This window comes from Chloroflexota bacterium (assembly GCA_020850535.1).
Taxonomy (GTDB): domain Bacteria; phylum Chloroflexota; class UBA6077; order UBA6077; family JACCZL01; genus JADZEM01.
The window spans coordinates 1-22,844 of the sequence record JADZEM010000067.1 but is presented as its reverse complement, the minus strand read 5'-3'; the positions used below and the strand labels follow the sequence as shown (position 1 = coordinate 22,844).

Below are 22,844 nucleotides of genomic sequence, written 5' to 3'. Positions count from 1 at the left end.
CCCTCGTCCTTTCCGTCGCTTGCCCAACCTGCCACTCCCGCATCCCCCTGCCCACTCGCTCTGCCACCCCTCACGCCAGCCAGAGACTCGCTCGCCTTCCTACTGATGGGACGCCAGAGTAGTGCTAACGGGACACGAAAAAACCCTCTCGCCATATCTGGTGGAGAGGGCCACGGGAGGCGACGGCCGGAATCGAACCGGCGGTGAGGGTTTTGCAGACCCCTGCCTTGCCACTTGGCTACGTCGCCGCGGAGAAAATCCTACCTGACCAGGAAGGGACGGTACAAGGGACATTCGGCCCCAGAAGTACCTTTCGACTCCGGGTATGAGAGTCTCTCTCCCTTCAGTCCGCGGTGAACCATGCTGCCTCCCACACGTGCACGGACCTGGGTGCGATCCGCCCGGTGCAAGTCGCGTCGCCACGCCATCCGACCGGGTCGGCACACCGACGGCGGCGCCCGGTCGCCCCAGGCTCTTGACGTACTCGCGGTGATGCTACCCTGTGAGGAGAAGCTTCTCGGCTACGTGCGAGCTACGTGACAGTTTCCTTGGCACTGCAGAGGTCGGAATCTGGCACTGCGCCGGCAATCGGCGAAGCCCTGGTTGCATGGGAGCTACTTGCACGCTACGTCAGCATTTCCTGTGCATCCGAGTTGGGCCCGCCAGATGCCCGAGGAGGCCGACATGCCTTCATCCTTGACGGAGCTGCTCACTGGACTGGATCGGGACCAGCTTCAGGCGCTCGTGCTGAAGCTGGCCGAGCACGAGCCGAGCCTCGTATGAGTCGCTTCTTGTGCATGGACACGAGCATCGGCACACTGGTATCCACGTAGTCGAAGATCTGGACGACGCATTTGCTCGAATGGTTCGCGTGAAGATCGAGGTGACGCGAGACGAGCCGGTCATGCTGCCGACACCAGAGCTGCGGATTCTCCACGGCAACGACGATCTCGGAGAGCGGCTGGCCGACGCGCTGGGCGAGGAGGCGTCAGAGACGGCGTCTGGAGAGGCGTAGACTCCCCGTTACGCTCCCCGTGAATGCGAAACGCCCCGTCTACCAGAAAGACGGGGCGTTGATGGAGCGGAAGACGAGATTCGAACTCGCGACCCTCTCCTTGGCAAGGAGATGCTCTACCACTGAGCCACTTCCGCGCGCCTGGGGCATGGCCACCAGCAATGAGCATGATAGCGCGCCCATCGCCAGCCTGTCAAACCTTCAAACCTTCAGGCCATCTACCATCTCGCAAACCCCGCCGGTGTAGGCTGCACTTCCCCCTGGAGACGCCTCCGGCCGCTTCATTCTTCGCCGTCGCGCTGCCACCCGCGGCGCGCTCGCCCGCAACGATTGCCATCAGCGTCTGCGTCGAGGCCGCGGATCCCGCGCCGCCCGCACCGGCCCGGACCACTGGCGCAGCGGCGACCGCGCCACCATATCTTGCATCAGCGCCTCGACGCCCTCCGGGCTGCGTCGAAACAGGTGGCGCACCTCGGCGTAGCGCGGGTCACCCAAGACATCCGCGTCGGACTTCAGCACCTGCCAGTGCGTCGCGAACTCCTGAAAGCCGCATCGGTCGTAGCTCCTGCGGGCGCGCACGTTGAACGCCGCAACGCTCAAGTACATCTTGGTGAAGCGGGCTGGCCCGAAGTAGTACGTCAGGAACGCCCGCAACGCATCCGTGCCCAGCCCCCGCCCGAGCATCGTCGGGTCAAGGTCGATGCCCAGCACCGCCGTTCCCTCGCGCTCGCGGATGTGGCGCAGGAACAGCCGACCCACCAGCCGCCGTTCCAGGTCTTCGATGGCGTACGGCAGCTGCTGCTGCCGATGCACCAGATCGTCGTACCAGGCGTCGCGCATCGGGCCGGTCATCTCCGTCGGGTTGTACGACGAGAACAGCGGGTCTTCGTGATGGCTCCAGGCGCACCAGCGGTCCACGTCACGCCGGGTGAACTCGCGAATCCGCGTCTGCTGTCCCAGCGCCAGCCAGCGCGGCTCAGCCATCCAGGCCACCGGTCGACGGCCCGCCCGGCCCACCGGCCAACACGCCCAACCGCTTCCGCAGCTCGTCCGCCGAGCCGAGCGCGAGCCGCACCACCTTCTGTCGCGAGCGCAGGCCGGCCGCGATCTCGACCTCGCGGCGGCGCAGCCCCAGCCGTTCTGCCAGCAGTTCGACCAGCCTGCCGTTCGCCTGTCCCTCGACCGCCCGCGCGCGCAGGCGCACGTCCAGCGAGCCATCGTCGAGCAGTGAGACGCCCTCGCGTGACGCCCCAGGATGCACCCGCACTGCGACTGCGATCGTCTCCGCCATCGTCCCTCAACCAGGATTGTCCGCCGCCGGTCTGCCCCGAGGCGGCATCCCGGGCGAACTTCTCGGGCAGCCCCTCACCCGATGGTATACTTTTCCGGCCCGGCCAGGAGCCGGGCGCTCGCGTTTTCCGCTGAGTGAGGAGGGGATTCCGTGTACCAGTCGCCGCGCGGCACGCAGGACATTCTGCCCGAGGACGCCGTGGTCTGGCGACACGTCGAGCGTCGCGCCGAGGCGACAGCCCGACGCTTTGGCTACGGCGAGATCCGCACACCCACCTTTGAGGAGACCGGCCTCTTCCTGCGCGGCGTCGGCGAAGGCACCGACATCGTCGACAAGGAGATCTACAACTTCAAGGACAAGGGCGGCACCGACATCGCCCTCCGCCCTGAAGGCACGGCCTCCATCGTGCGGGCCTACCTCCAGCACGGGATGGCCAGCCGCCCGCAGCCCGTCAAGCTGTTCGCCCTGATCACGGCGTTCCGCTACGACCGTCCCCAGGCCGGCCGCTACCGCGAGTTCCGCCAGTTCGACATCGAGGCCATCGGCGACGACGATCCGCTGGTCGATGCCGAGGTCATCACCGTCCTCTGGCGGTTCCTCGAGGATCTCGGCCTGCGCGACCTGACCATCCAGTTGAACAGCATCGGGGATCCGGCCTGCCGCCCCCAGTACATCAAGGCGCTGGTCGCCTACTACCAGCCGCACGAGGCCGAGTTGTGCGGCGACTGCAAGCGGCGTCTCCAGACGGCGCCGCTGCGCCTGCTGGACTGCAAGAAGCCGGTCTGCCAGCCGCTGGCCGAGGCCGCGCCGCGCACCATCGACTTCCTCTGCGCCCCCTGCGAGGCGCACTTCGCCGCGCTGCGCGCCTACCTCGAAGCGACCGGCCTCCCCTACGAGCTGACGCCACGGCTGGTACGCGGGCTGGACTACTACACCCGCACCGTGTTCGAGGTGGTGCCGCCGCGCGTCGGCTCGCAGTCCACCATCGGCGGCGGCGGGCGCTACGATGGCCTCGCCGAGATCATCGGCGGCAAGCCGACCCCCGGCGTCGGGTTCGCGGCGGGCATGGACCGCATCATCCTGAACATGCGCGAGCAGGGCGTCATCCTGCCCTCGCCCGAGACGCCAGACATCTACTTCGCGCCGCTCGGCAGCGATGCGAAGGTCGTGGCGGCCCGCCTGGCCGAAGACGTCCGGCGCGACGGCTTGTCCGCTGTCGTCGGGACCGGCGACCGCAGCATGAAGGCACGCATGCGGCAGGCCAGCAGCAGCGGCGCACGCGTCGCCATCATCCTCGGGGACGACGAGCTGCGCCAAGAGCAGGCGACAGTCAAGAACCTCGCCGGCGGCGAGCAGCAGACCGTCGCCTTCGCGGAATTGAGCACCTACTTGCGGCCAACACTCGGCCGCGCGACCGGCCAGAACGGGGCCGACGGCCGGCAGGAGGCCGAGACAGCATGACGATGACCGCGACGCCGCTGCTCCAGCGGCTCGAAGATATGAAGCGCCGCTACGACGACCTGAGCGCCGAGCTGTCGAAGCCAGAGGTCGCGTCGGATCGCGAGCTGCTCCAGAAGTATGGCCGCGAGCAGTCCGAGCTGGCCGAGACCGTCGCCAAGTACGACGAGTACGTCGGCGTGACCACCGAGCTGGACGACACGTCCGCCATGCTCGACGACAGCCTGGACGACGAGATGAAGGCGTTCGTCCGCGACGAGATCAAGCGGCTCGAAGGCCAGCGCGACGACATTTTCGGGGAGCTGAAGGAACTGCTGCGCCCCCGCGACAAGAACGACGAACGCAACGTGATCGTCGAGGTTCGGGCGGGGACGGGCGGCGAGGAGGCCAGCCTCTTCGCGCAGGAGCTGATGCGGATGTACCTCCGCTACGCCGAGCGCCGCGCCTGGAAGAGCGAGGTCATGAACACGAACGAGACCGACCTCGGCGGCATCAAGGAGGTCACGTTCGAAGTGCGCGGCAAGGGGGCCTACTCCCGCCTCAAGTGGGAGAGCGGCGTCCACCGCGTGCAGCGCGTGCCCGTCACCGAGGCCGGCGGGCGCATCCACACCTCCACCGCCACCGTCGTGGTGCTGCCCGAGGCCGACGAGGTCGAGGTCAACATCGACCAGAACGATCTGCAGATCGACGTGTACCGCTCGGGTGGGCACGGCGGCCAGAGCGTCAACACGACCGACTCAGCCGTGCGGATCACCCACAAGCCGACCGGGCTGGTGGTGATCTGTCAGGACGAGCGCTCGCAGCTCAAGAACAAGGCCCGCGCGATGGCCGTGCTGCGCGCCCGCCTCTACGAGCGCGAGCGGCTGCGGGCGCAGGAAGAGTCGAGCCAGATGCGCCGCTCGCAGATCGGCTCGGGCGAGCGCGCCGAGAAGATCCGCACCTACAACTTCCCCCAGAACCGCGTGACCGACCACCGCATCGGGGCCACCCTCCACAACTTGCCCGAGGTGATGGAAGGGGCCATCGAGCCGCTGATCGATCAACTGACGCTGGCCGCCGAGCGCGAGGCCGAGGGCTGACGCGGGCCGAGAACCCCGCCCCCCAGCGAGTCGTGGGTGATGTAGCCTCACATGCGTTCGGTGTGGATTCCATCGTTGCTTCCAGTTTGTTCATGATGTCAGGCATCGAGTCCGAACCGACTATGCAGTCGCTCACCCTCGACGGGCTGCTGCGCGAGGCCGCCCGCGGGCTGGCCGAGGCCGGCGTCGAGGGCGCCCGGGCCGAGGCGCGCTGGCTGCTCGGGCGCACCCTTGGCCTGACCGACGCCGCACTGCTCGTGCGCGGCGCGCAGCCGGCCAATTCGGAGGATGCCGCCCGCTTCCGGGCGGTCATCGAGCGACGCGCCGCCCGCGAGCCGTTCGCCTACGTCGTCGGGCAGCGCGAGTTCTACGGTCGGACGTTCACCGTCAATCGGCACGTCCTGGTACCCCGCCCTGAGACCGAGACCCTGGTCGAGGAAGCCCTGCGGGTGCTCGCGGCTGCCCACTCGGGCCGGCCGCTGGTCGTGGATATCGGCACGGGGAGCGGCGCCATCGCCTGCACCGTCGCGCTCGAAGCGCCAGACGCCGAGGTGCTGGCCTGCGACGTGAGCGCCGAAGCGCTCCAGATCGCCGCTGCCAACCGTGTCGCGTTGGGGCTGGAGGGCCGGCTGCGGCTGGTGTGCGGCTCGCTCCTCAGTTGGCTCGGTCGGCCGGCCGATCTGGTGCTGGCGAACCTGCCCTACCTCCCGACAGGCCGCCTCCCGCACTTGATGCCCGAAGTCCGCGACTGGGAGCCGCACCTCGCGCTCGACGGCGGCGCGGACGGGCTGGAGCTGATCGCCGCACTGCTGGCGGACGCCTCTCGCACGGTGTGCCCAGGCGGCACGATCCTGCTGGAGCTTGACCCCGAGCAGGTCGAGTCGGCTCGCGCGCTGCTGCCCGAGGCCCGGGCCACGGTAATCCGCGACCTGGCCGGGCTGGACCGGGTGCTGCGTCTGGACGTACGCTCCTGACGATGATCGCGTGGGAGACTCGATGCTGACCCCAGAACAGGAAGCGTGGATTGCGCATCTATCAGACACTGATCGAGTGCGCATCGTGCCGTATGATGCGCTAGCGCCGACCCAGTTCGACGCGGTCAGGCAACGGATCCGGATGGCGCTCGGGGACAGCCTTCAGGTGGAGCATCACGGCGCTAGCAGCTTCGGTATCTCGGGCCAGGACGAGATTGACATCTACGTGCCCGTCGTAGCCGAGCGGCTTGCCTCCGAGATCGACCGCTTCCAGCTCGTATTTGGACCGCCGCAAAGCAACTACCCAGGCTTGCGCGCCCGCTTCTCAATCGAGGAGTGTGGCAAACGCGTCGATGTCTTCGTCATCAACGGTGACCATGACAACTGGCGACAGCTCCAGCAGTTCGAGGGCTACCTTCGTGCACACCCTGATGAACTAGAGCGGTATCGTCTGCTGAAAGAGGCGGGCGACGGTCTCACAGTCCGCGAGTACTACCGACGAAAGATCGAATACATCAACAGTGTTCTGGATCTCGTCCGGGTGGCCACAGATGGCGCAGGAGCGTGGTGAACGGTCACGCATCCGGCTCGCACAGGGCTGAAACCAGGGTCACCGTAGTTGATCCACAGCGCCCTGATCCGGCCGTCATCGAGCGTGCCGCCAAGATCATCCGGCGTGGCGGGCTGGTCGCCTTCCCAACCGAGACGGTCTACGGCCTGGGCGCGAACGCCCTCGACGCCGACGCCGTCCAAGGCATCTTCAGGGCCAAGCAGCGGGCGCTCAACGACCCGCTGATCGTGCATCTCGCCTCGGCGGACGACCTGCCACGGGTCGCGCGTGACGTGCCGCCCATCGCACGGGCGCTGGCCGCGCGCTTCTGGCCGGGGCCGCTGACGCTGGTGCTGCCGAAACGCCCCGAGGTGCCGGACATCGCCACGGCCGGCCTGCCGACCGTCGCCGTGCGGGTGCCGAGCCACCCGGTCGCACGGGCGCTCATCACGGCAGCCGGCCTGCCGATCGCCGCCCCCAGCGCCAACCTGTTCATGCGGACCAGCGCCACGACCGCCGCGCATGTCGTCGAAGACCTGGGCGAGCGTGTGGACCTGATCCTGGACGGCGGCCCGGCTCCGCACGGCATCGAGTCCACGGTGGTGGCCGTTGGCGAGACGGAAGTGCGGCTGCTGCGGCCCGGCGCGACCACCGCCGAAGCCGTCGCCGATGCACTGGCCGAGCTGGAGCCGCCCGTCCCATTGCTCCTGGGCGCGGTGGGCAAGACGGCCTCGCCGGGCCTGCTGGCCCGCCACTACTCCCCGCGCGCCGCGCTGTTCCTGTTCACCGGCGAGCCGGCCGAGACGCGGCCGGCCCTGGCGGCCGCGATTCGCACGGCGATACAGGACGGACGCACGGCCGGCGCGCTGCTGGTGGACGAAGACCTTCCGCTCGTCGCGGGCGTAAGCCCTGCGCCGACGGTGGTGCACCTCGGCTCGGAGCGCGATCTCGCAGCCGTGGCCGGCCGCCTCTTCGCCGGCCTTCGCGAGCTTGACGCCCACGGCTGCGAGGCCATCTACGCGCGGTCGCTCGGAACGGCCGGCCTGGGACTGGCGATCCTCGACCGGCTGACGCGGGCCGCCCACCGCACGGACGTCGAGACGACGGACTGACCGCCCGGACTCTCGCATTGCTGATCTGGAGTGCCTGCAACTGCCTGCACGAATCGAATCGGTATACTTCCCGAACTGCCCTTTTTCGGATGGCCCATGACCGACAAGTGGACCCTCCTCACCAGCCACGGCCACGTGCTCTTCTTCGTCGCTGCCGAGCCAGACGCCACGGTGCGGAAGATCACCGACGCAATCGGCATCTCGGAGCGGCGCGTCAGCTCGATTTTGCACGACCTTGAAGAGGCCGGCATGATCCGCTCGACACGGGTCGGCACGCGCAAGCACTACGAGGTCAACCCTGACGCCCACTTCCGCCATCCGACGCTCAGCCACGTGATGCTGCGCGACGTGTTGGGGCAGATCCAGGCGCGGGATACGTCGCCGCCGACGGTCCGCTGGCGCCGCTAGACAGTATCGCGGCCCGGCGTGGGCCGGCAGCCGTGGCTCCGGCTCGGAGACACCAGCTCGCGCCGGCCTGCTTGCAGCAGGTAGAGAGAACGGGCGGTGCGACCGTGCGCACCGCCCGTTCGTAAGGCCGCTCGTGTCGCGGGTCAGGCCGGCGTCGCCGTCTTCACCTCGTCGAGCGCCGTCGCCAGCTTCCCGACGACCTCGTCAACCTCGGCCTCGGTCAGCACCAGCGGCGGCATGAACCGCAGGATGTTGCCGGCCGGCGCGTTCATCAGCACCCCGGCCTCGACCAGCTTGCCGAGCAGCGCGGGGGCGATCTCTGAGTCGAACTCGATACCCACCAGCAGGCCGTAGCCACGCACGTCGGTGATGTACGGGCGCGTCGCCTTCAGCTCGTTGAGCTTCTGCTGGAGGTAGTCCCCGACCTTCTTGGCATGGGCCGGCAGGTCGGACTTGATGGTCTCGCGCATCACGGCCAGGGCCACCGCCGTCGCCAGCGGGTTGCCGCCGAACGTCGAGCCGTGGTCCCCGTAGGTGAAGATGTTGACCTTCTCCTTGCAGAGGATCGCGCCAATCGGCACGCCGCCGCCGAGGCCCTTCGCCAGCGTCATCACGTCCGGCTCGACGCCATACAGCTCGTAGCCCCAGAGGGTGCCGAGCCGCCCGACGCCCGTCTGGACCTCGTCGAAGATCAGGACCAGGTTGTTCTGGTCGCACCACTCGCGGAGGCCCTGGAGGTACTCCTTGGTGGCCGGGTTGACGCCGCCCTCACCCTGGACCGGCTCGACCATCACGGCACAGGTCTTGTCGGTGGTCGCCTTCTTGACGGCCTCAAGGTCGTTGTAGGGGACCGGCTCGGCCAGGAAGCCTGCCGGCAGCGGGCCGTAGTCCTGCTTGTAGGCCGGCTTGCCAGTCGCGGTGAGCATCGCCAGCGAGCGCCCGTGGAACGAATGGTCGGTGGTGATGACCTCGTAGGCCCCGTTGCGCTTGTGCTGGCCGTACTTGCGGGCCAGCTTGACCGCGCCCTCGTTCGCCTCGACGCCACTGTTCGAGAAGAACACCCGGTCGAAGCAGGAGGTCTCGACCAGCAGATCCGCCAGCTCCAGCTGCGGCACGGTGTAGAACTGGTTCGAGGTGTGGATCAGCTGCGAGGCCTGCTCCGTCAGCGCATCCACGATCACCGGCGAGCTGTGGCCGAGCGTGTTGACGGCCCACCCGCCGACCATGTCCAGGTACGACTTGCCGGTGTCATCCCAGACGCGGCACCCCTGGCCGCGCACCAGCACGACCGGCGTGCGCTTGGCGACCGACATATACCGCTGCGATTCGACTTCAATCCAGCGCGACGACATCTTCTCTGTCCTTACGGCCCCACGCCGGCCAGGGCGCGAGACCTACGCGGGCGCACACGACGCCCGCCCTGCGGTGCGGCACGATACACGGGCGGCGGCACACCGGGCCGCCGCGTCCTGCCCAGGACTCTGCCAGGGTGAACGTGAGGCGGTTGTCATCCCGACCGAAGCGAGGAACGAGTGGAGTGGAGGGATCTTCCCCTTGTGAAGATCACCTTCCTGATTGGGAAGATCCCTCGACTGCGTTCGCAAGCTCACTCCGCTCGGGATGACGGGCAGCACTGCCTCGCCAGCCTGGAAAGGCACCTAGGCAGTCGGTCGCCTGAAGCGGGTGTGATGGGGCACCCAGATCGGTGTCACGCGTTCGCTTCCCGCGTGATCATCGTGCCGACCCCGGCGTCGGTGAACAGCTCGCCGAGCAACGCGTGCTCGACGCGACCATCCAGAATGTGCGCGCGCGGCACCGTGTCGAGCGCGCGGACGCACGCTTCGACCTTCGGGATCATGCCGCCGGCGATCTCGCCAGACTCGATCATCTCGCGGACCCGCTCGACGGTCAGGACCGAGAGCACCCTGCCGCTGCCGTCGCGCACGCCGTCCACGTCCGTGAACATCACCATCTTCTCGGCGTGGAGGGCGCGCGCGATGTCGCCGGCAATCGAGTCGGCGTTGACGTTGAGCGGCTGACCGCTCTCGTCCGTGGCCGAGGGAGCCACGACCACCACGTAGCCAGCCTCCATCAGCGCCTGGACCGGCCCGAGGTCGACGTGGGTCACCTCGCCGACGAGCCCGAGGCGCGGATCGCGGAGCCTGGCGCGGATCAGGCCGCCGTCGATGCCGGACAGGCCGACCGCCCGACCGCCCAGCGAGACGAGATGGGCCACGAGGTCGCTGTTCGCCTTGCCGATCAGCACCATACGGGCCAGGTCGAGCGTGACCTCGTCGGTGTAGCGGCGGCCATCGACGAACTTGGGCTCCAGGCCCATTTTGCCCTGCCACTCGGAGATCATCGGGCCGCCGCCGTGCACCACGACGGGCTTGACGCCGAGCCGCGCCAGCGTGACCACGTCCTCGAGGGCGGTGCCGTCGCCGTGGATGCTCCCGCCGATCTTGATGACGACGGTCTTCCCGACGAACCGCGCGATGTACGGCAGCGCCTCTTTGATCGCCGTCGCCATCGTGGCGGAGTCGAGGTGGGTGGGTTTGAGCGCTTCAGTCGCCACGGTCGTCCTCTACGTCGTGTAGGCGCTGTTCTCGACGACGTACGCCTCGGTGAGGTCACACCCCCAGGCCGTTGCCGCCGCGCCGCCTACCTTGAGGTCGGCCACGAAGGCGACCTCCGGCTGCTTCATGACATCGCCGGCCGCTTCGCGGCTGCCGGGCACCGGCGCGCCAGCCTTGACGAGCTGAACGTCGCCCACGAACAGATCGACTGCCATCGGATCGACCTGCGCGCCCGAGTAGCCGATGGCGCAGAGCACCCGGCCCCAGTTCGGATCGCCGCCGTAGACAGCCGCCTTGACGAGGTTCGAGCGCACGACTGAGCGGGCGGCGTCTCGTGCATCACGGTCGGAGGCCGCCCCGCGCACCTCGACCTTGATCAGGCGGGTTGCGCCCTCACCATCCCGAACGATGGCGCGCGCCAGCTCGGCGCAGACGTAGGTCAGCGCCGCCGTGAACTTCTCGCCGTCCTCGCCGCCGGACACCACGGGATTCCCGGCCGCGCCGTTCGCCAGCACGACCAGGGTGTCGTTGGTGCTGGTGTCGCCGTCGATGCTGATCATGTTGAACGAATCAGCGCCGGCCTTGCTCAACGCTGCCTGCAAGAACTCGGGATCGACCGCCGCATCGGTGGTCACGAACGCCAGCATCGTCGCCATGTTCGGATGGATCATGCCGGCGCCCTTGGTCGCCCCGCCGATCCGCACCGTCCGGCCGCCCAGCTCCAGCTCGGCCCCGGCCTGCTTGGTGCGGGTATCGGTCGTGATGATGGCGCGCGAGAACTGCGAGCCGCCGTCCGAGTTGAACGCGATCTCGCCGGCGCCGGCCCGGATCAGGTCCATCGGCAGCGGCACGCCGATCACGCCCGTAGACGCGACGATCACCTCGGCCGGGTCGCCGTCGATCCTGGCGGCGGCCAGCCGGGCCATCTCCCGGGCGTCGGCAAGCCCCTGCTCGCCGGTGCAGGCGTTGGCGTTGCCAGCATTGACGATGACGGCCCTCGCTCGCCTCGCCGACACCACCTCGCGCGACACGACGACTGGCGCCGCGCAGAACGCGTTCCTGGTGAAGATCCCTGCCACCGCAGCCGGGCGGTCCGAGGCGAGGATCGCGAGATCGAGCTTGTCTGGCCCTGGCGTCTTGATGCCAGCGTAGACCGCACCCGCCGAAAACCCAGCGGCGAGCGTCACGCCTCCATCAACGACCGGCCGAAACTGGTTGGCCGCACCCACCGGCGTCCTCCAATGCACCCGCGAGGGGGTCGGCAGGTGTCTGCGGCCGGCGCGACGTGGCACGACGGTCCCGATCACCCGCGCTGAGAGTATAGGTGGCCCGGATGCCCCCCGCAACGCCGACTGCTCCCAGCGCTGATCGAGCGAGACCGGATGCGGCCCTCAGCCTGCTAGTGGGTCACGCTGCAATTGCGTGAAGATGGTCAGCTTTGCTGATCCGGCTCCCCCTCTCCCGCGTGCGGGGGAGGGGGTTGGGGGGTGGGGGGTTCAATCGAATGCAGCGTGACCCACTAGAAGAGGCGAAGCCCGGTCACCGGCGAGACTCTCTGCCGGTCGGAGCCCGCGAGCGCCTCGCCGACCTGCTCGTAGCTCGGGGGGGCGACGATGACGTGCTGGGTGACGGTGTGGATGTCGCGGAACGCCCGTTCGAGCCGGTTGCTGGCGTAGACGGCGCTTCCACCGGCCGCGCTGTACATCAGATCGACGGCCTCGGCCGACTTCACGACCGCGTTGGTGATGGCCAGCCGCGCCAGCGCGCCCTGCTCCAACGTGAGCGCCTGAGAGCGGCCGGCCTGATCCCAGGTCTCTCGCGCGATATCCCAGGCCCAGGCCCGCGCCGACCGCACCAGCGCTTCGGCCTGAGCGATCTGGAGGCGGACCATCGGGCGGTCTCGCAGCAGGCTGCCCGTCCGACCGAACGGCTTCCGATTCGCCAGCTCGACCAGGGCGTCGATGGCCGCGCGAGCGACGCCGAGTGCGTGGGCAGCGTGCTGGAACAGGAAGAAGAAGAAGCGACCGCTGTAGAGCAGCCCGTCGTGGTACGACGACGCCTCCATGGGGGAGAACGACCGCTCCTCCGGCACGAACACGTCCGACACCGCGAAGTCGTGGCTGCCGCTGCCCCGCAGCCCACCCACGTACCAGGTGTCGAGGATCGTGCACGCGGATGACGGGAAGATCATGATCCGCATCACCGGCACGCCGTTGTCGTCTTTCCGTGGTGTCTCGCCGTCGCGGATGACCGAGTTGCCGATCAGCCAGCGAGCGTGCTCACAGCCGCTTGCGAACGGCCAGCGCCCAGTCACTCGGTAGCCGCCCTCCACGACCGTCGCCTGCCCGAACGGCGTCCCGCTGCCGCCCATGACGGCCGTCGGATCTCGGCCGACCAGCTCGTAGCCGATGTCCGGCCTGAGGAAGCCGGTCGAGAACGCCGTCCCCGATCCGATCGCGGCACACCAGCCAACCGAGGCATCGGCCTCGGAAAGGGTCTCGATGATCTCCATCCAGCTCAGTGGATCGAGTTCGCTGCCGCCAATCGCGCGTGGCGCCAGCGACCGAAAGATACCCGCCTCGGCCAGCTCCGTCACCAGCGGCAACGGCAATCTCCGCGCCCGCTCGATCTCGTCCGCGCAGGCGCGGATCCGAGGCGCCATCGATCTGGCCGCCTCGACGAGCCGCTCGCCCGTGGGCGGGTCGGCCGCCAGTTGGGCACGTTTCTCAGCAACCATTCCACGCCTCCATAGCCTTCTCGTGAAGGGGTCTCTCTTGAGTCTTTCGACCCGGCCCCCGGTACGGAGCGGGAAGGACCGTGCCCAGACCTGAACGTGGCCTGAAAGTCGGACCGGTCCGTAGCGGTCACCTGAGTCTGCCGCGTGAAACGACGCGTCTGGCCTCACCTGGCCGGGCGAATTGAGGCAGCCCGGCGGGCTCCTTGGGGCCAGCCCGGTCCTCGGCCGGTGGCCCGATCTTCAGGCGGATTTCAGGAGCTCCCGCCGTTCGTTCGGTGTCTGCCACGGCGCGATCCGAGATGCTTCCAGGGTCGGGCCTGTCCGGTGCGGGCGAACGCCCGTCGGTTGCCGCGTCAGTTGCCGATTGACGTCAGCCTCGTGGTGATCTATGCCGCGCTCGCGGCGATTCATACCGCGCTCGTGGCGCCAGCAAGCTGGCAGAAGCAGAAGTCGGATGATCAGAACGTCCTCTCAAAGGCGCGAACCAGCGTGGCCCCGGTCTTGCAGTCCGAGACCGGAGTCCTGGCGCGTGTCCTGGGATCCGCATCACGAGTCGGCGGCAACCTCGACGGACCTGCCGCCAGCAGCAGAAGAAAACCCAGACCCGCTCTGGGAGGCAGACGAGCCTCACATGAGCTTGCAAACCAGAATTCTCGGCGCCATCCTTGGCGCCGTCGTCGTCGCCGTCATCGTGACGACGTGGGTCATCAACGATCGCATCGTCGATGGCGCGACGCGCGAAGCCCAGCGCCAGGCTCAGGAGCGTGGGGCGCTGACCACATCGCTGTACGCCGAGCGGGCACAGACGCTTGTGGCCAACGCCCAGGCCGTCGCGCTCTACCCCGCCGTGATCGCCGCCGTCGACGGCCGCAACGCCCAACCGCTCGCGCGGTGGTCCAACGATGTCACGGCTCAGCAGCAGATCCACGTCAAGGTGTTCGACGTGAACGGGACGGCTATCGCCCACGGCCACACTGAGGCCCGGCTTGGACCGTTCTGGGACGAGCTTCAGTCGAATGCACGGCTGGACGGGGTCGATCTTGCCCTGGCCGGCACGGCCAGCAGCGGCGTCGAGACGAGCGACGAGATCGGGGTGGCCCTGCGCGGCTACGCACCGGTTCGGCGGGATGGCCTGACCGGACCCGTCGTCGGCGCCGTGATGCTGGCCGATCCGCTGGACTCGTCGCTGATGACTCGGCTGGCCGGCGGCAGCAGCGGCGGCAGATTGCGTGTGGACCCATTCGCCAACAACATCGCCGAGCGGTGTGATCCGCTTGCCCAGTCGCTGGCCGCCGTCTGCCAGTTCCGGGCCCTGTCGCCGTCCGGGCGTCCGGCTGCCATGTTCAGCCTGACCGTGCCGCTGGTGGACGTCGACCACGCCCGCAACGATGCCCAGCGGTCGCTCTGGCTGACGGCGTCCGCGCTGGTCCTCCTGGGAACGGTCGCCGCGTGGCTGCTGGCCCGCTCGCTCTCGCTGCCGCTGCGGCGGCTGACCCAGGCCGCGCGCCAGATCGCCGCTGGCGACTACCGCCAGCCAACCGACCCCAGTTGCCTACGGGTCCTCACCAGTGAAGCGAAGGCAGACGAGATCATGATCCTGGCGCAAGCGTTCGATGCCATGCGAGAGCGTGTCGCCGCCGCGACCTCGGCGCTCCGCGGCGAGCGCGACGTCCTCGGCGCGGTGCTCGAATCGACGGCCGAAGGGATCGCCATGACGAGTATGACCGGCGAGACGGTGGTCGCCAACTCGCGCTGGACCGCCCTCGTCGGTTCGGAGAACCTGGCTGCGATCGCCGATCTCGAGCACGTCGAAGATCGACAGCCGTTCGGCAAGGTGGCGGCGGGCTGGCTCGACGACCTCGACCGCATCGCCGTGGCCGACTTCGAGCGAACATCGCCGTGGTACTGTCGCCTGCGTTGCTACACCGCACCGGTGGACCATCGCGCGGGAGCGGTGGTCGGCCGAATCTTCGTGCTGCGCGATGTGACCCACGAGACCGAGGTCGAGCGCCAGCGCAGCGCCTTCGTTGCGACGGTCTCCCACGAGCTGCGGGCGCCGCTGACGGTGATCCAGGGGTACTCAGAGACGCTGCTGGACGATCTGGATCGGGGGCTCTGGGACCCCAAGGCTGAGCGCGAGCTGGTCGAGATCGTCCGGTCGTCGGCAGACACACTCGGCAGGCTGGTCGAGAACCTGCTCGACGCCGCGACCCTCGAGGTCGGGGTTCTGCGCCTCCAGTCCGAGCCGGTGCGGGTCGAGCGGATCGCAGAGCGCCTCGTCGCGCGCCGGGACGGCCTTGCCGACCACCACGAGCTTTACGTCGAGGCGGCCCCAGGCCTGGCGCCGGCGCTCGCCGATCCGCTCCGGGTCGAGCAGGTCCTGACGAACCTGATCGACAACGCGATCAAGTACTCGCCGGACGGCGGCTCGGTGACCGTGCGGATCGACGGCGGGAGCGGCCAGTCGGATCTGACGATATCGGTGCGCGATCAGGGGCTCGGCCTCGCCGTCGAGCAGGCGGAGCGGGTATTTGAGCGGTTCTACCGGGCCGGCGACCCGGTCGGCGGTGCGCCGCGTGGCGTCGGGCTGGGGCTGTTCCTCTGCAAGCGGCTGGTCGAGGCCCAGGGCGGGCAGATCTGGGTCGAGAGCGAGCCGGGCGCCGGGAGCACGTTCAGGTTCACCCTGCCGGCGCTGATCGAGCCGGACGTTGACGCCGATGCAGCGCTGCCCCCCGCCGTCGTCGTCCTCGACGATGCAGCGCTGCCCGTGGGAGCAGCAGGATGAGTCCGGGCCGTGCGCGCGTCCTGGTGATCGACGATGATCCGCTGATCGTGCGGCTGGTCCGGACGCATCTCGATCGGGCCGGCTTCCAGGTGAGCGACGCGCCAGACGGGCCGACCGGCCTGGAACTGGCCGCTCGCGAGTCGCCGGACTTCGTCGTCCTGGACTTGATGCTGCCTGGACTCGACGGCTACGAAGTCTGTCGGCGTCTGCGCGAGCTCTCGCTGGTGCCGGTCCTGATGCTCACGGCCAGGGGTGAGCAGGTGGACAAGCTCCGAGGCTTCGAGATGGGGGCCGACGACTACCTGACCAAGCCGTTCAGCCCGGCCGAGCTGATCGCTCGGGTCCAGGCGGTATTGCGCCGCAGCCAGCAGGGCGCGGCGACTGATACCCCGGCGGTCGTTCGGTGTGGTGACCTGGCGGTCGATCTGGCGCGGCGCCGGGTGACGCTCCGCGACGAGGCCGTCCGATTGACCCCGACCGAGTTTCGCCTGCTGGAACAACTGGCGCTCAACGCCGGCAAGGTGATGACGCACACCGAGCTCTTGACTCAGGTCTGGGGCCCTGAGTATCGCGACGACCGTGACTACCTCTGGGCGTATGTCCGCCATCTCCGCCGCAAGCTGGAGCCGAACCCGGACCAGCCGGCCATGATCCTCAGCGAGCCCGGCGTCGGCTACGTCCTGGACTGTCCCACCACGTAGGACGGCCGAGCACCGTCGCCGGCTCGGCGTCACCGCATGCCTGTATTCGATGCGCATTCAGGTTGATGCAGGAGGCGAGGTTTTCGGCAACCGTTCAGGGTGGTCGCTGGGCGTTCCAGTTGGCTGCGCGGATCGACCTGTCACGCTGAGAGAGACACGCTCCGAAGGGGGCGCGATCCTCAGTTGAAGGGAGATCCCCGATGTACGCATCGAGCGTGCAGAGGACGCCGCGGCGGCCGGCGCCCTGGCTCCTGACCATCGCTCTGGCCGGACTCCTGGTCCTTGGCGTCGGCTGCCGCGCCGTTGACGTGCTGTCTGCCGCGGCGCCGCCAGCCAGCCCGCCACCTACGTCCCGCGTGGTCGAGTGGGAGGCCCGCGACTACAGCTACGACGCGCCGGACACCCTCCCGTCCGGTTGGGTGACGATCCGGATGATGAACCACGGCCCGGAACCCCATCACGGCCAGTTGCTGCGGCTCAACGACGGCGTCACGTTCCAGGCGTTCTCGCAGGCCATGCAGGAAGAAGGCGAGGCGGCGCTGCGCCTGACGACGCTGGTCGGCGGGCCGGGCGCCATCGACGCCCACCGTACCGACGAGGTCACGCTCGACCTGAAGCCGGGCTCGTACGCGATCGCCTGCTTCGTGCCGAGCCCTGATGGGGTACTGCACCTGGCGAAGGGGATGATGAAGCCGGTCGAGGTGACGGCGACCGATCCATCGACCGCCGGGCCGCCAACCAGCCAGGGCAGGTTCACGATGCGCGACTTCTCGTTTGAGATGCCCGATCGGCTCGCGGCCGGGCGGGCCAGCTACGAAGTCGCCAACGCCGGACCCCAGCCGCATGAGCTGGTGGTCGTGAAGCTGGCCGATGGCAAGAGCGTCGCCGACGTGATGACCTGGTACCGAACACCTTCTGGGCCCCCACCCTTCGAGGCGGTCGGCGGGATCAACGGCCTGAGCACCGGCCAGACCGGCTACATGACCCTGGATCTTCAGCCGGGCGCGTACGCCGCGATCTGCCTGGTCCCGGATCCGGCCAGCGGCCAGGCCCACCTCCACCTGGGCATGGCGAAGGCGTTCGCCGTCCAGTGACGACGCGCCGACGGCCGATCCACTACAAAGGAGATTCAAGACATGCGATTCGGAGTCATGCTGCCCCAGCAGGGCCTGAAGGCGAGCCCTGAGGCACTCGTGCGCGCGGCACAGCAGGCCGAGCGCCTCAGGTACGACAGCGTCTGGGTGAACGAGCGGCTGCTGTACCCGGTGCACCCACGAACACCGTACCCTGGGTCGCCGGATGGGGCGCTGCCGGCGACATTCAGCAGGACGTTCACCCCGCTCGAAACGTTGGCCTACGTCGCGGCGCACACCAGTCGCGTGGCACTCGGTACCGGCATCGTCAACATGCCGCTGCACAATCCGGTTATGCTGGCGCGGCAGCTCGCCACGCTCGACGTGCTGTCAGGTGGGCGGGTGCGAGTCGGCCTCGGGCAGGCGTGGTCGGTGGACGAGCTGGAGGCCGCTGGCGCCGACACTGTCCAGCGCGGTCCGCGCGCCGATGAATTCCTGGCTGTCCTGAAGCAGGTCTGGACAACCGATCCGGCCGAGTTTCGCGGGAAGTACTTCACACTGCCAGAGTCGGTACTGCAACCGAAGCCGATCCAGCAGCCGCACCCGCTCATCTACCTGGGCGCCTACGCCCCAAGGGCGCTGGCGCGAGTCGGACGTCTGGCGGATGGCTGGTTACCAGCCGGCGTGCCGCTCGCGGCGATGGGCCCGATGATGGGGCAGATCCGCGAAACGGCTCGCGACGCCGGCCGCGATCCGGCTTCGTTGCACCTCGTCACACTCGCATTCGTCAGCGTTCTCCCGGACTCTCCCGGCGCGAACCGGCCTGACTTCGTCGGGACACTCGACGAGATCAGGCGCGACGTGGCGACGGCTCGTGAGCTCGGTGTCACGGAGATCATCTTCGCGCCCGGATTCGGCCGCGGCGAGCTCAAGCTGGAAGAACACTTCGACACGCTCGAGCAGCTTCGCGCCGTCGCCTGAACCCACTCGCAGCCACGCTCAGCGGATCGCAGATCAGGCTTCCACCCCGCGTTCCACCTTGGCGGCATGCTCCGGTCGCCGAGACGTCAGATCATGGTGAGGGGCGTCGCCGCGGCCGTTGGGCCGGCGCGCGCACCGGAGCAGAAGGGAAGGTCGACCATGAACGCCATCGGCATCGCCGCCACGATCTACAGCGCCCGCACGCCGGACCAGATCCGCGCCGAGGGCGAGGCCATCGTGCGCGGCTACGCCTCCCTGGCCGTGCGCGGCTACGCCTCCCTGGCGGGGCACGCGCAGAGCCGGGTGAACCGGAGGCCTGGATGACGTCAGCCATCTACGCCCTGGCAGGCGACCAGCCCACCCAGCCCGAGCCCGCACTCGAAGCGCGCGGCCTGTCCAAGGCGTTCCAGCTGCCGGTGCTGGACGACCTCTCGCTGGCCGTCCGGCCGGGAGAGCTTGTCTGCCTGCTTGGGCCGAACGGCTGCGGCAAGACCACCCTGCTGCGCATCCTGGCCGGCCTGGAGCCGCCCGACGATGGGACGGTGCTCGTCGATGGCGACGATCCGCTCCGTCGCAAGGGGAGCCCGGCCGTGGGCGTCGTCTTCCAGGAGCCGCGATTGCTGCCCTGGAAGACGGCCGCCCAGAACATCACGGTCTGCCTCAAGCCGCTCGGCCTCTCCGGCGACGATGCGGCCAGACGCGCCGCCGAGTACCTGGACCTCGTCGGGCTGCGCGGCTTCGGCGGCTACGACCCGAACCAGCTCTCTGGTGGCATGCAGCAGCGGGTTGCGATTGCCCGGGCGCTGGCCGTGCAGCCGGCGATCCTCCTGATGGACGAGCCGTTCAGCGCCCTCGATGCCGAGACGCGGCGTGACCAGCAGCAGGCCGTCGCCGAGATCTGGCGCGCGAGCGGGACGACGATCCTGTTCATCACCCACAGCATCGAGGAGGCGCTGGCCGTCGGGACCCGGGTCGTGCTGCTCTCGGCCCGACCCGCCCGGATGCTTCGAGCCTGGGATCTCGACAACCACGCGGACCGGCACCTCCTGGCTGATGAGATCCTCAGCTCGCTGGCCGAGCAGGTCCAGCGGCAGCGTCGGCTCGAGGGGCCACGGTCCGAGGTGGTGGCGTGAGAGACGGTCGCATGAGGGGCAGACGATGGCGGTGACCCAGGTGGCGGCGCCAGAGAACCCGCCTGCGCGGCGGTCGATCCGCTGGCGCAGCCTGGCCGAGACGCTCCACCTGCCGACCGTGCTGGCGCTGGCGCTTGGACTGGTCGCCTGGAGCCTGCTGTCGGAGCGGTACGGCGCCTACCTGTTCCCGCCGCCGGGCAAGGTGCTGGGTGCGCTGGTCGGGATCGCGTCAAGCGGCCAGCTCTGGCTCCATGTCGGTTCGAGCCTCTGCCGGATCGGGCTCGGGTTCGCCGGGGCGGTCGTCGCGTCGATCCTGGCGGGCCTGCTCATTGCCCGCCTGCCGCTCGCCCGGCTCGTCGTCCGCGACCTGACGGCCATCCTGAACAGCACGTCGGTGTTCGTCTGGCTGGTGCTGGCCCTGATCTGGTTCGGGCTCTCGAACAGCGGCCCGATCTTCACCACCTTCATGATCGTGCTGCCGGTGATGCTCAGCAACGTCGCCGAGGGCATCGACAGCGTCGACCGAAAGCTGATGGAGATGGCACAGGCGTACCGGCTGGGCGAGCTCGACCGATTTCGTCATGTGACCCTGCCGGGCGTGATTCCGTATCTCGTGGCCGGGATGAAGGTCTCGTTCGCGCTCGGGCTGCGGGTCAGTGTCGTGGCCGAGCTGTTCGGGGTCAGCACTGGCATCGGCTACATGATGAACTTCAGCCGCGACACGCTACGGACCGATCTGGTGTTCGCGTGGGCGCTGGTACTCGTCGCGGTCATGGTGCTGGCCGAGCAGCTCGTCTTCGAGCCACTGGCCCGGCGGGCCAATCGCTGGCGCTGACCGACGGCGCCCTCAAGCCATATTCCATCTGGGAGAGAGCATCCATGGCGACGAATCGTCGAGCGTTCTTGCGTGGCGCCGTCGCGGTCGGTGGCGCGGCCGGATTGGCGCTGCTGTCAGCCGCCTGCGTCCCATCATCCAGGTCCAGCGCCGCCGACGGACCGTCGGGCTCTGGGCAGGACCGGACGTTCAGGCTCGCCTATCTGACGCTGGGCTGGGCGGGCATTGAGGTGATCCATCAGCTTGGCTTACTCGAAGCCAAAGGCTGGAAAATTGAGTGGCAGAACGTGGACCTGATCCCTGGCGTCGTCAATGCCTTTGGCTCCGGCCAGGTCGACCTGATCGACATGTCCACCGTCGTCGGCGCGCAGATGTATGAGCAGGGCATCAAGCTGTCTGTGTTCGGCGTCTGTGTTGGCTCCCTCGGGGCGGTCCTGGCGGGCACAGGCACGAATATCCGCTCGCTGCCGGAGCTACAGGGGAGGAAGGTGGCCGGCATCCCCGGCGGCACCACGACCCAGGAGCTCAACGCCCATATCCGCAGAACCCACGGCTTCGACCTGTTCACCGATACCCAGTTCGTGCAAGCCTCGGCCCCGCCGGACGTCGCCAATCTCCTGATCAAGGGTGACGTCGAGGCGGCGCTGATCTGGGAGCCGACGGTGACGCAGTTGACCCAGTCCGGCGCCGGCACGGTCATCGCCACACAGCAGCAGTTGTGGGAGCAGACGTTCGGGGGCGGCGCGACGGAGGTCCACGTCATGTACGTGGCGAGACCGGAGATCGCGCAGCAGTACCCGGCGCTCCTGCGAGACGTTAACGCCGCGCAGGCCCAGGTCGCCGAACTCTGGAAGCAGCGCGATCCGAAGGCTGTCGAGGCGATGGTGAAGGTGACGAAGCTACCGGAGGACGTGGTCCGGGAGGCGTACGGCCGGACCACGCCACTCTCCGGCCTCGCTGACCAGGACATTGAGGCCATTCTGCAACAGCTCCAGTTCAATCGCGAGCACGGGACGATCCTCCAGTCGGATGTCTGGACACAGGACCCGGCCACGGCGCGACGCGAGATCTTCGTCCAGACCGGCTGAGCTGATGGATTTCTCTCGGTGAGGGGGCGTCATGGCATTCCCCAGCACGCGGCTCGACCGGCGCCATTTCCTTGGCCTTGCGGCGACAGCCTCGGCCACCATCGTGCCCCTGCTCGCGCCCCGACGAGGGATGGACGCACGCGCAGCACCGGACAATCCGGCGCCGCCGACGCCGACAGACCTTGAGAACGGCATCGTCTCGACGATGCAGGCGCACGGCATCCCGGGTGCGAACGTCGTGCTGGACCGGCCAGACACGGGAACCTGGACAGCCGCCCTCGGCGTGAGCGACCTGCAACGCGGGACGCCGATGTCGCCCGACCTGCACATGCGAATCGGCAGCATCACCAAGACGATGACCGCGACGGTCGTGCTTCAGCTTGTCGACGAGGGCGCGCTGGGTCTTGACGACACGCTCGCCACCCTGCTGCCGGACGTGACGACGATCCCGTATGCCAGCCAGATCACGGTCCGCCACCTGTTGAGTATGAAGAGCGGGACGTTCGACTGCCTCAAAGACGAGACCTTCTTTCCCCAGGTCTTCGCCGATCCGACGCGGCCCTGGACGCCACACGAGATGATCGCGCTCGCTGCCAGGCATCCGCCGGACTTCGCCCCCGGCGAGGACATCGCCTACTCGAATACGGGCTACATCCTGCTGGGCCTGATCGCCGAGCGCCTCGCCAACGAGCCGCTCGGCGCGGCGTACGACCGTCGGCTGTTTGCTCCGCTCGGTATGTCGCAGACGAGCCTGCCGACTGACGCGACACTCACCGAGCCGTTTGCCCACGGCTACATCGCAGATCCGCGAAGGGGCGGACAGCTCGCCGACCTGACAGCCTTGAACGCCACCGTGGCCTGGGCAGCGGGCGGAGTCGTCTCCACCGTTGGCGATCTGCACACCTGGTTGAAGGCGTTGGTCGGTGGCTCCCTGCTGAGCGCCGACCTCCAACGCGAACGGCTGGTCTTCACTCCGTTCAAACGCGATCCGGGCGCGCCACCCTTCGGCTACGGGCTTGGCATCGGCAATCTCGACGGCCAGATCGGG

The 22,844-nt window shown here is 68.5% G+C and carries 22 protein-coding genes and 2 tRNA genes; 16 read left to right on the top strand and 8 right to left on the bottom strand.

The window, feature by feature from the left end:
• Positions 1–177: 177 nt before the first annotated feature.
• A tRNA-Cys gene (locus IT306_09930) sits at positions 178–248 on the bottom strand.
• Positions 249–871: 623 nt separating this feature from the next.
• Here IT306_09930 and IT306_09925 point away from each other — a divergent pair.
• Positions 872–1,015 carry a hypothetical protein gene (locus tag IT306_09925; protein ID MCC7368730.1) on the top strand — a complete coding sequence of 48 codons (144 nt, stop codon included), beginning with the start codon at positions 872–874 and terminating at the stop codon, positions 1,013–1,015.
• 62 nt (positions 1,016–1,077) lie between these two features.
• On the opposite strand, the gene IT306_09920 is transcribed toward IT306_09925, so the two are convergent.
• The 3 genes from IT306_09920 to IT306_09910 all read right to left on the bottom strand — a co-directional run bounded on the left by IT306_09920 (position 1,078) and on the right by IT306_09910 (position 2,306).
• Positions 1,078–1,152: transfer RNA gene (locus IT306_09920), tRNA-Gly, on the bottom strand.
• Between the two features lie 199 nt (positions 1,153–1,351).
• Positions 1,352–1,999, bottom strand: coding sequence for a GNAT family N-acetyltransferase (locus IT306_09915; GenBank protein ID MCC7368729.1), 648 nt, complete (start codon positions 1,997–1,999; stop codon positions 1,352–1,354).
• Positions 1,992–2,306 carry a DUF167 domain-containing protein gene (locus tag IT306_09910; protein MCC7368728.1) on the bottom strand — a complete coding sequence of 105 codons (315 nt, stop codon included), beginning with the start codon at positions 2,304–2,306 and terminating at the stop codon, positions 1,992–1,994. Before IT306_09910 ends, IT306_09915 begins: the two co-directional genes overlap by 8 nt.
• 150 nt (positions 2,307–2,456) lie before the next feature.
• On the opposite strand from IT306_09910, the gene IT306_09905 reads away from it, so the two are divergent.
• The 6 genes from IT306_09905 to IT306_09880 all read left to right on the top strand — a co-directional run bounded on the left by IT306_09905 (position 2,457) and on the right by IT306_09880 (position 7,887).
• Positions 2,457–3,767 (top strand): histidine--tRNA ligase, encoded by a 1,311-nt coding sequence (locus IT306_09905; protein MCC7368727.1) that lies wholly within the window; start codon positions 2,457–2,459, stop codon positions 3,765–3,767.
• A gap of 17 nt (positions 3,768–3,784) precedes the next feature.
• Positions 3,785–4,843 (top strand): peptide chain release factor 1, encoded by a 1,059-nt coding sequence (gene prfA / locus IT306_09900; protein MCC7368726.1) that lies wholly within the window; start codon positions 3,785–3,787, stop codon positions 4,841–4,843.
• 122 nt (positions 4,844–4,965) lie between these two features.
• Positions 4,966–5,817 (top strand): peptide chain release factor N(5)-glutamine methyltransferase, encoded by an 852-nt coding sequence (gene prmC, locus IT306_09895; GenBank protein ID MCC7368725.1) that lies wholly within the window; start codon positions 4,966–4,968, stop codon positions 5,815–5,817.
• Positions 5,818–5,839: 22 nt separating this feature from the next.
• A complete protein-coding gene (locus IT306_09890; GenBank protein MCC7368724.1) occupies positions 5,840–6,388 on the top strand; it encodes a GrpB family protein in 549 nt (182 codons plus the stop codon).
• A complete protein-coding gene (locus tag IT306_09885) occupies positions 6,385–7,479 on the top strand; it encodes a threonylcarbamoyl-AMP synthase (GenBank protein MCC7368723.1) in 1,095 nt (364 codons plus the stop codon). Before IT306_09890 ends, IT306_09885 begins: the two co-directional genes overlap by 4 nt.
• A 96-nt stretch (positions 7,480–7,575) precedes the next feature.
• Positions 7,576–7,887 carry a helix-turn-helix transcriptional regulator gene (locus tag IT306_09880; protein MCC7368722.1) on the top strand — a complete coding sequence of 104 codons (312 nt, stop codon included), beginning with the start codon at positions 7,576–7,578 and terminating at the stop codon, positions 7,885–7,887.
• A gap of 143 nt (positions 7,888–8,030) precedes the next feature.
• On the opposite strand, the gene IT306_09875 is transcribed toward IT306_09880, so the two are convergent.
• The 4 genes from IT306_09875 to IT306_09860 form a co-directional block, all read right to left on the bottom strand.
• Positions 8,031–9,239: an aspartate aminotransferase family protein gene (locus IT306_09875; protein ID MCC7368721.1), complete on the bottom strand. Its 1,209-nt coding sequence runs from the start codon at positions 9,237–9,239 to the stop codon at positions 8,031–8,033.
• A 356-nt stretch (positions 9,240–9,595) separates the two neighbouring features.
• Positions 9,596–10,417, bottom strand: a complete 822-nt coding sequence (argB, locus tag IT306_09870; GenBank protein ID MCC7368720.1) for an acetylglutamate kinase — start codon at positions 10,415–10,417, stop codon at positions 9,596–9,598.
• A 54-nt stretch (positions 10,418–10,471) separates the two neighbouring features.
• Entirely contained in the window at positions 10,472–11,692 is a 1,221-nt protein-coding gene (argJ, locus tag IT306_09865; protein MCC7368719.1) for a bifunctional glutamate N-acetyltransferase/amino-acid acetyltransferase ArgJ, read from the bottom strand.
• A gap of 290 nt (positions 11,693–11,982) precedes the next feature.
• Positions 11,983–13,200 carry an acyl-CoA dehydrogenase family protein gene (locus IT306_09860; protein ID MCC7368718.1) on the bottom strand — a complete coding sequence of 406 codons (1,218 nt, stop codon included), beginning with the start codon at positions 13,198–13,200 and terminating at the stop codon, positions 11,983–11,985.
• 631 nt (positions 13,201–13,831) lie between these two features.
• Between IT306_09860 and IT306_09855 the strand changes: the two genes are divergently transcribed.
• The 9 genes from IT306_09855 to IT306_09815 all read left to right on the top strand — a co-directional run.
• Complete coding sequence (locus tag IT306_09855; protein ID MCC7368717.1) at positions 13,832–15,985, top strand: HAMP domain-containing protein; 2,154 nt, start codon at positions 13,832–13,834, stop codon at positions 15,983–15,985.
• Positions 15,982–16,686 (top strand): response regulator transcription factor, encoded by a 705-nt coding sequence (locus tag IT306_09850; GenBank protein MCC7368716.1) that lies wholly within the window; start codon positions 15,982–15,984, stop codon positions 16,684–16,686. Before IT306_09855 ends, IT306_09850 begins: the two co-directional genes overlap by 4 nt.
• A 200-nt stretch (positions 16,687–16,886) precedes the next feature.
• The gene (locus tag IT306_09845; protein MCC7368715.1) at positions 16,887–17,780 is read left to right on the top strand and encodes a hypothetical protein; all 894 of its coding nucleotides are present in this window, start codon (positions 16,887–16,889) and stop codon (positions 17,778–17,780) included.
• A 42-nt stretch (positions 17,781–17,822) separates the two neighbouring features.
• Positions 17,823–18,740, top strand: a complete 918-nt coding sequence (locus IT306_09840; GenBank protein ID MCC7368714.1) for an LLM class F420-dependent oxidoreductase — start codon at positions 17,823–17,825, stop codon at positions 18,738–18,740.
• Positions 18,741–18,899: 159 nt separating this feature from the next.
• A complete protein-coding gene (locus tag IT306_09835) occupies positions 18,900–19,064 on the top strand; it encodes a hypothetical protein (protein MCC7368713.1) in 165 nt (54 codons plus the stop codon).
• Positions 19,061–19,873 carry an ABC transporter ATP-binding protein gene (locus IT306_09830; GenBank protein ID MCC7368712.1) on the top strand — a complete coding sequence of 271 codons (813 nt, stop codon included), beginning with the start codon at positions 19,061–19,063 and terminating at the stop codon, positions 19,871–19,873. The genes IT306_09835 and IT306_09830 overlap by 4 nt, the downstream gene beginning before the upstream one ends.
• Before the next feature lie 25 nt (positions 19,874–19,898).
• On the top strand, positions 19,899–20,708 hold the full coding sequence (locus tag IT306_09825) for an ABC transporter permease (protein MCC7368711.1): 810 nt from the start codon (positions 19,899–19,901) through the stop codon (positions 20,706–20,708).
• 44 nt (positions 20,709–20,752) lie between these two features.
• Positions 20,753–21,796 carry an ABC transporter substrate-binding protein gene (locus IT306_09820; protein MCC7368710.1) on the top strand — a complete coding sequence of 348 codons (1,044 nt, stop codon included), beginning with the start codon at positions 20,753–20,755 and terminating at the stop codon, positions 21,794–21,796.
• Positions 21,797–21,827: 31 nt separating this feature from the next.
• Positions 21,828–22,844 (top strand): beta-lactamase family protein (locus IT306_09815; protein MCC7368709.1); only part of this gene is annotated, 1,017 nt, incomplete at its 3' end.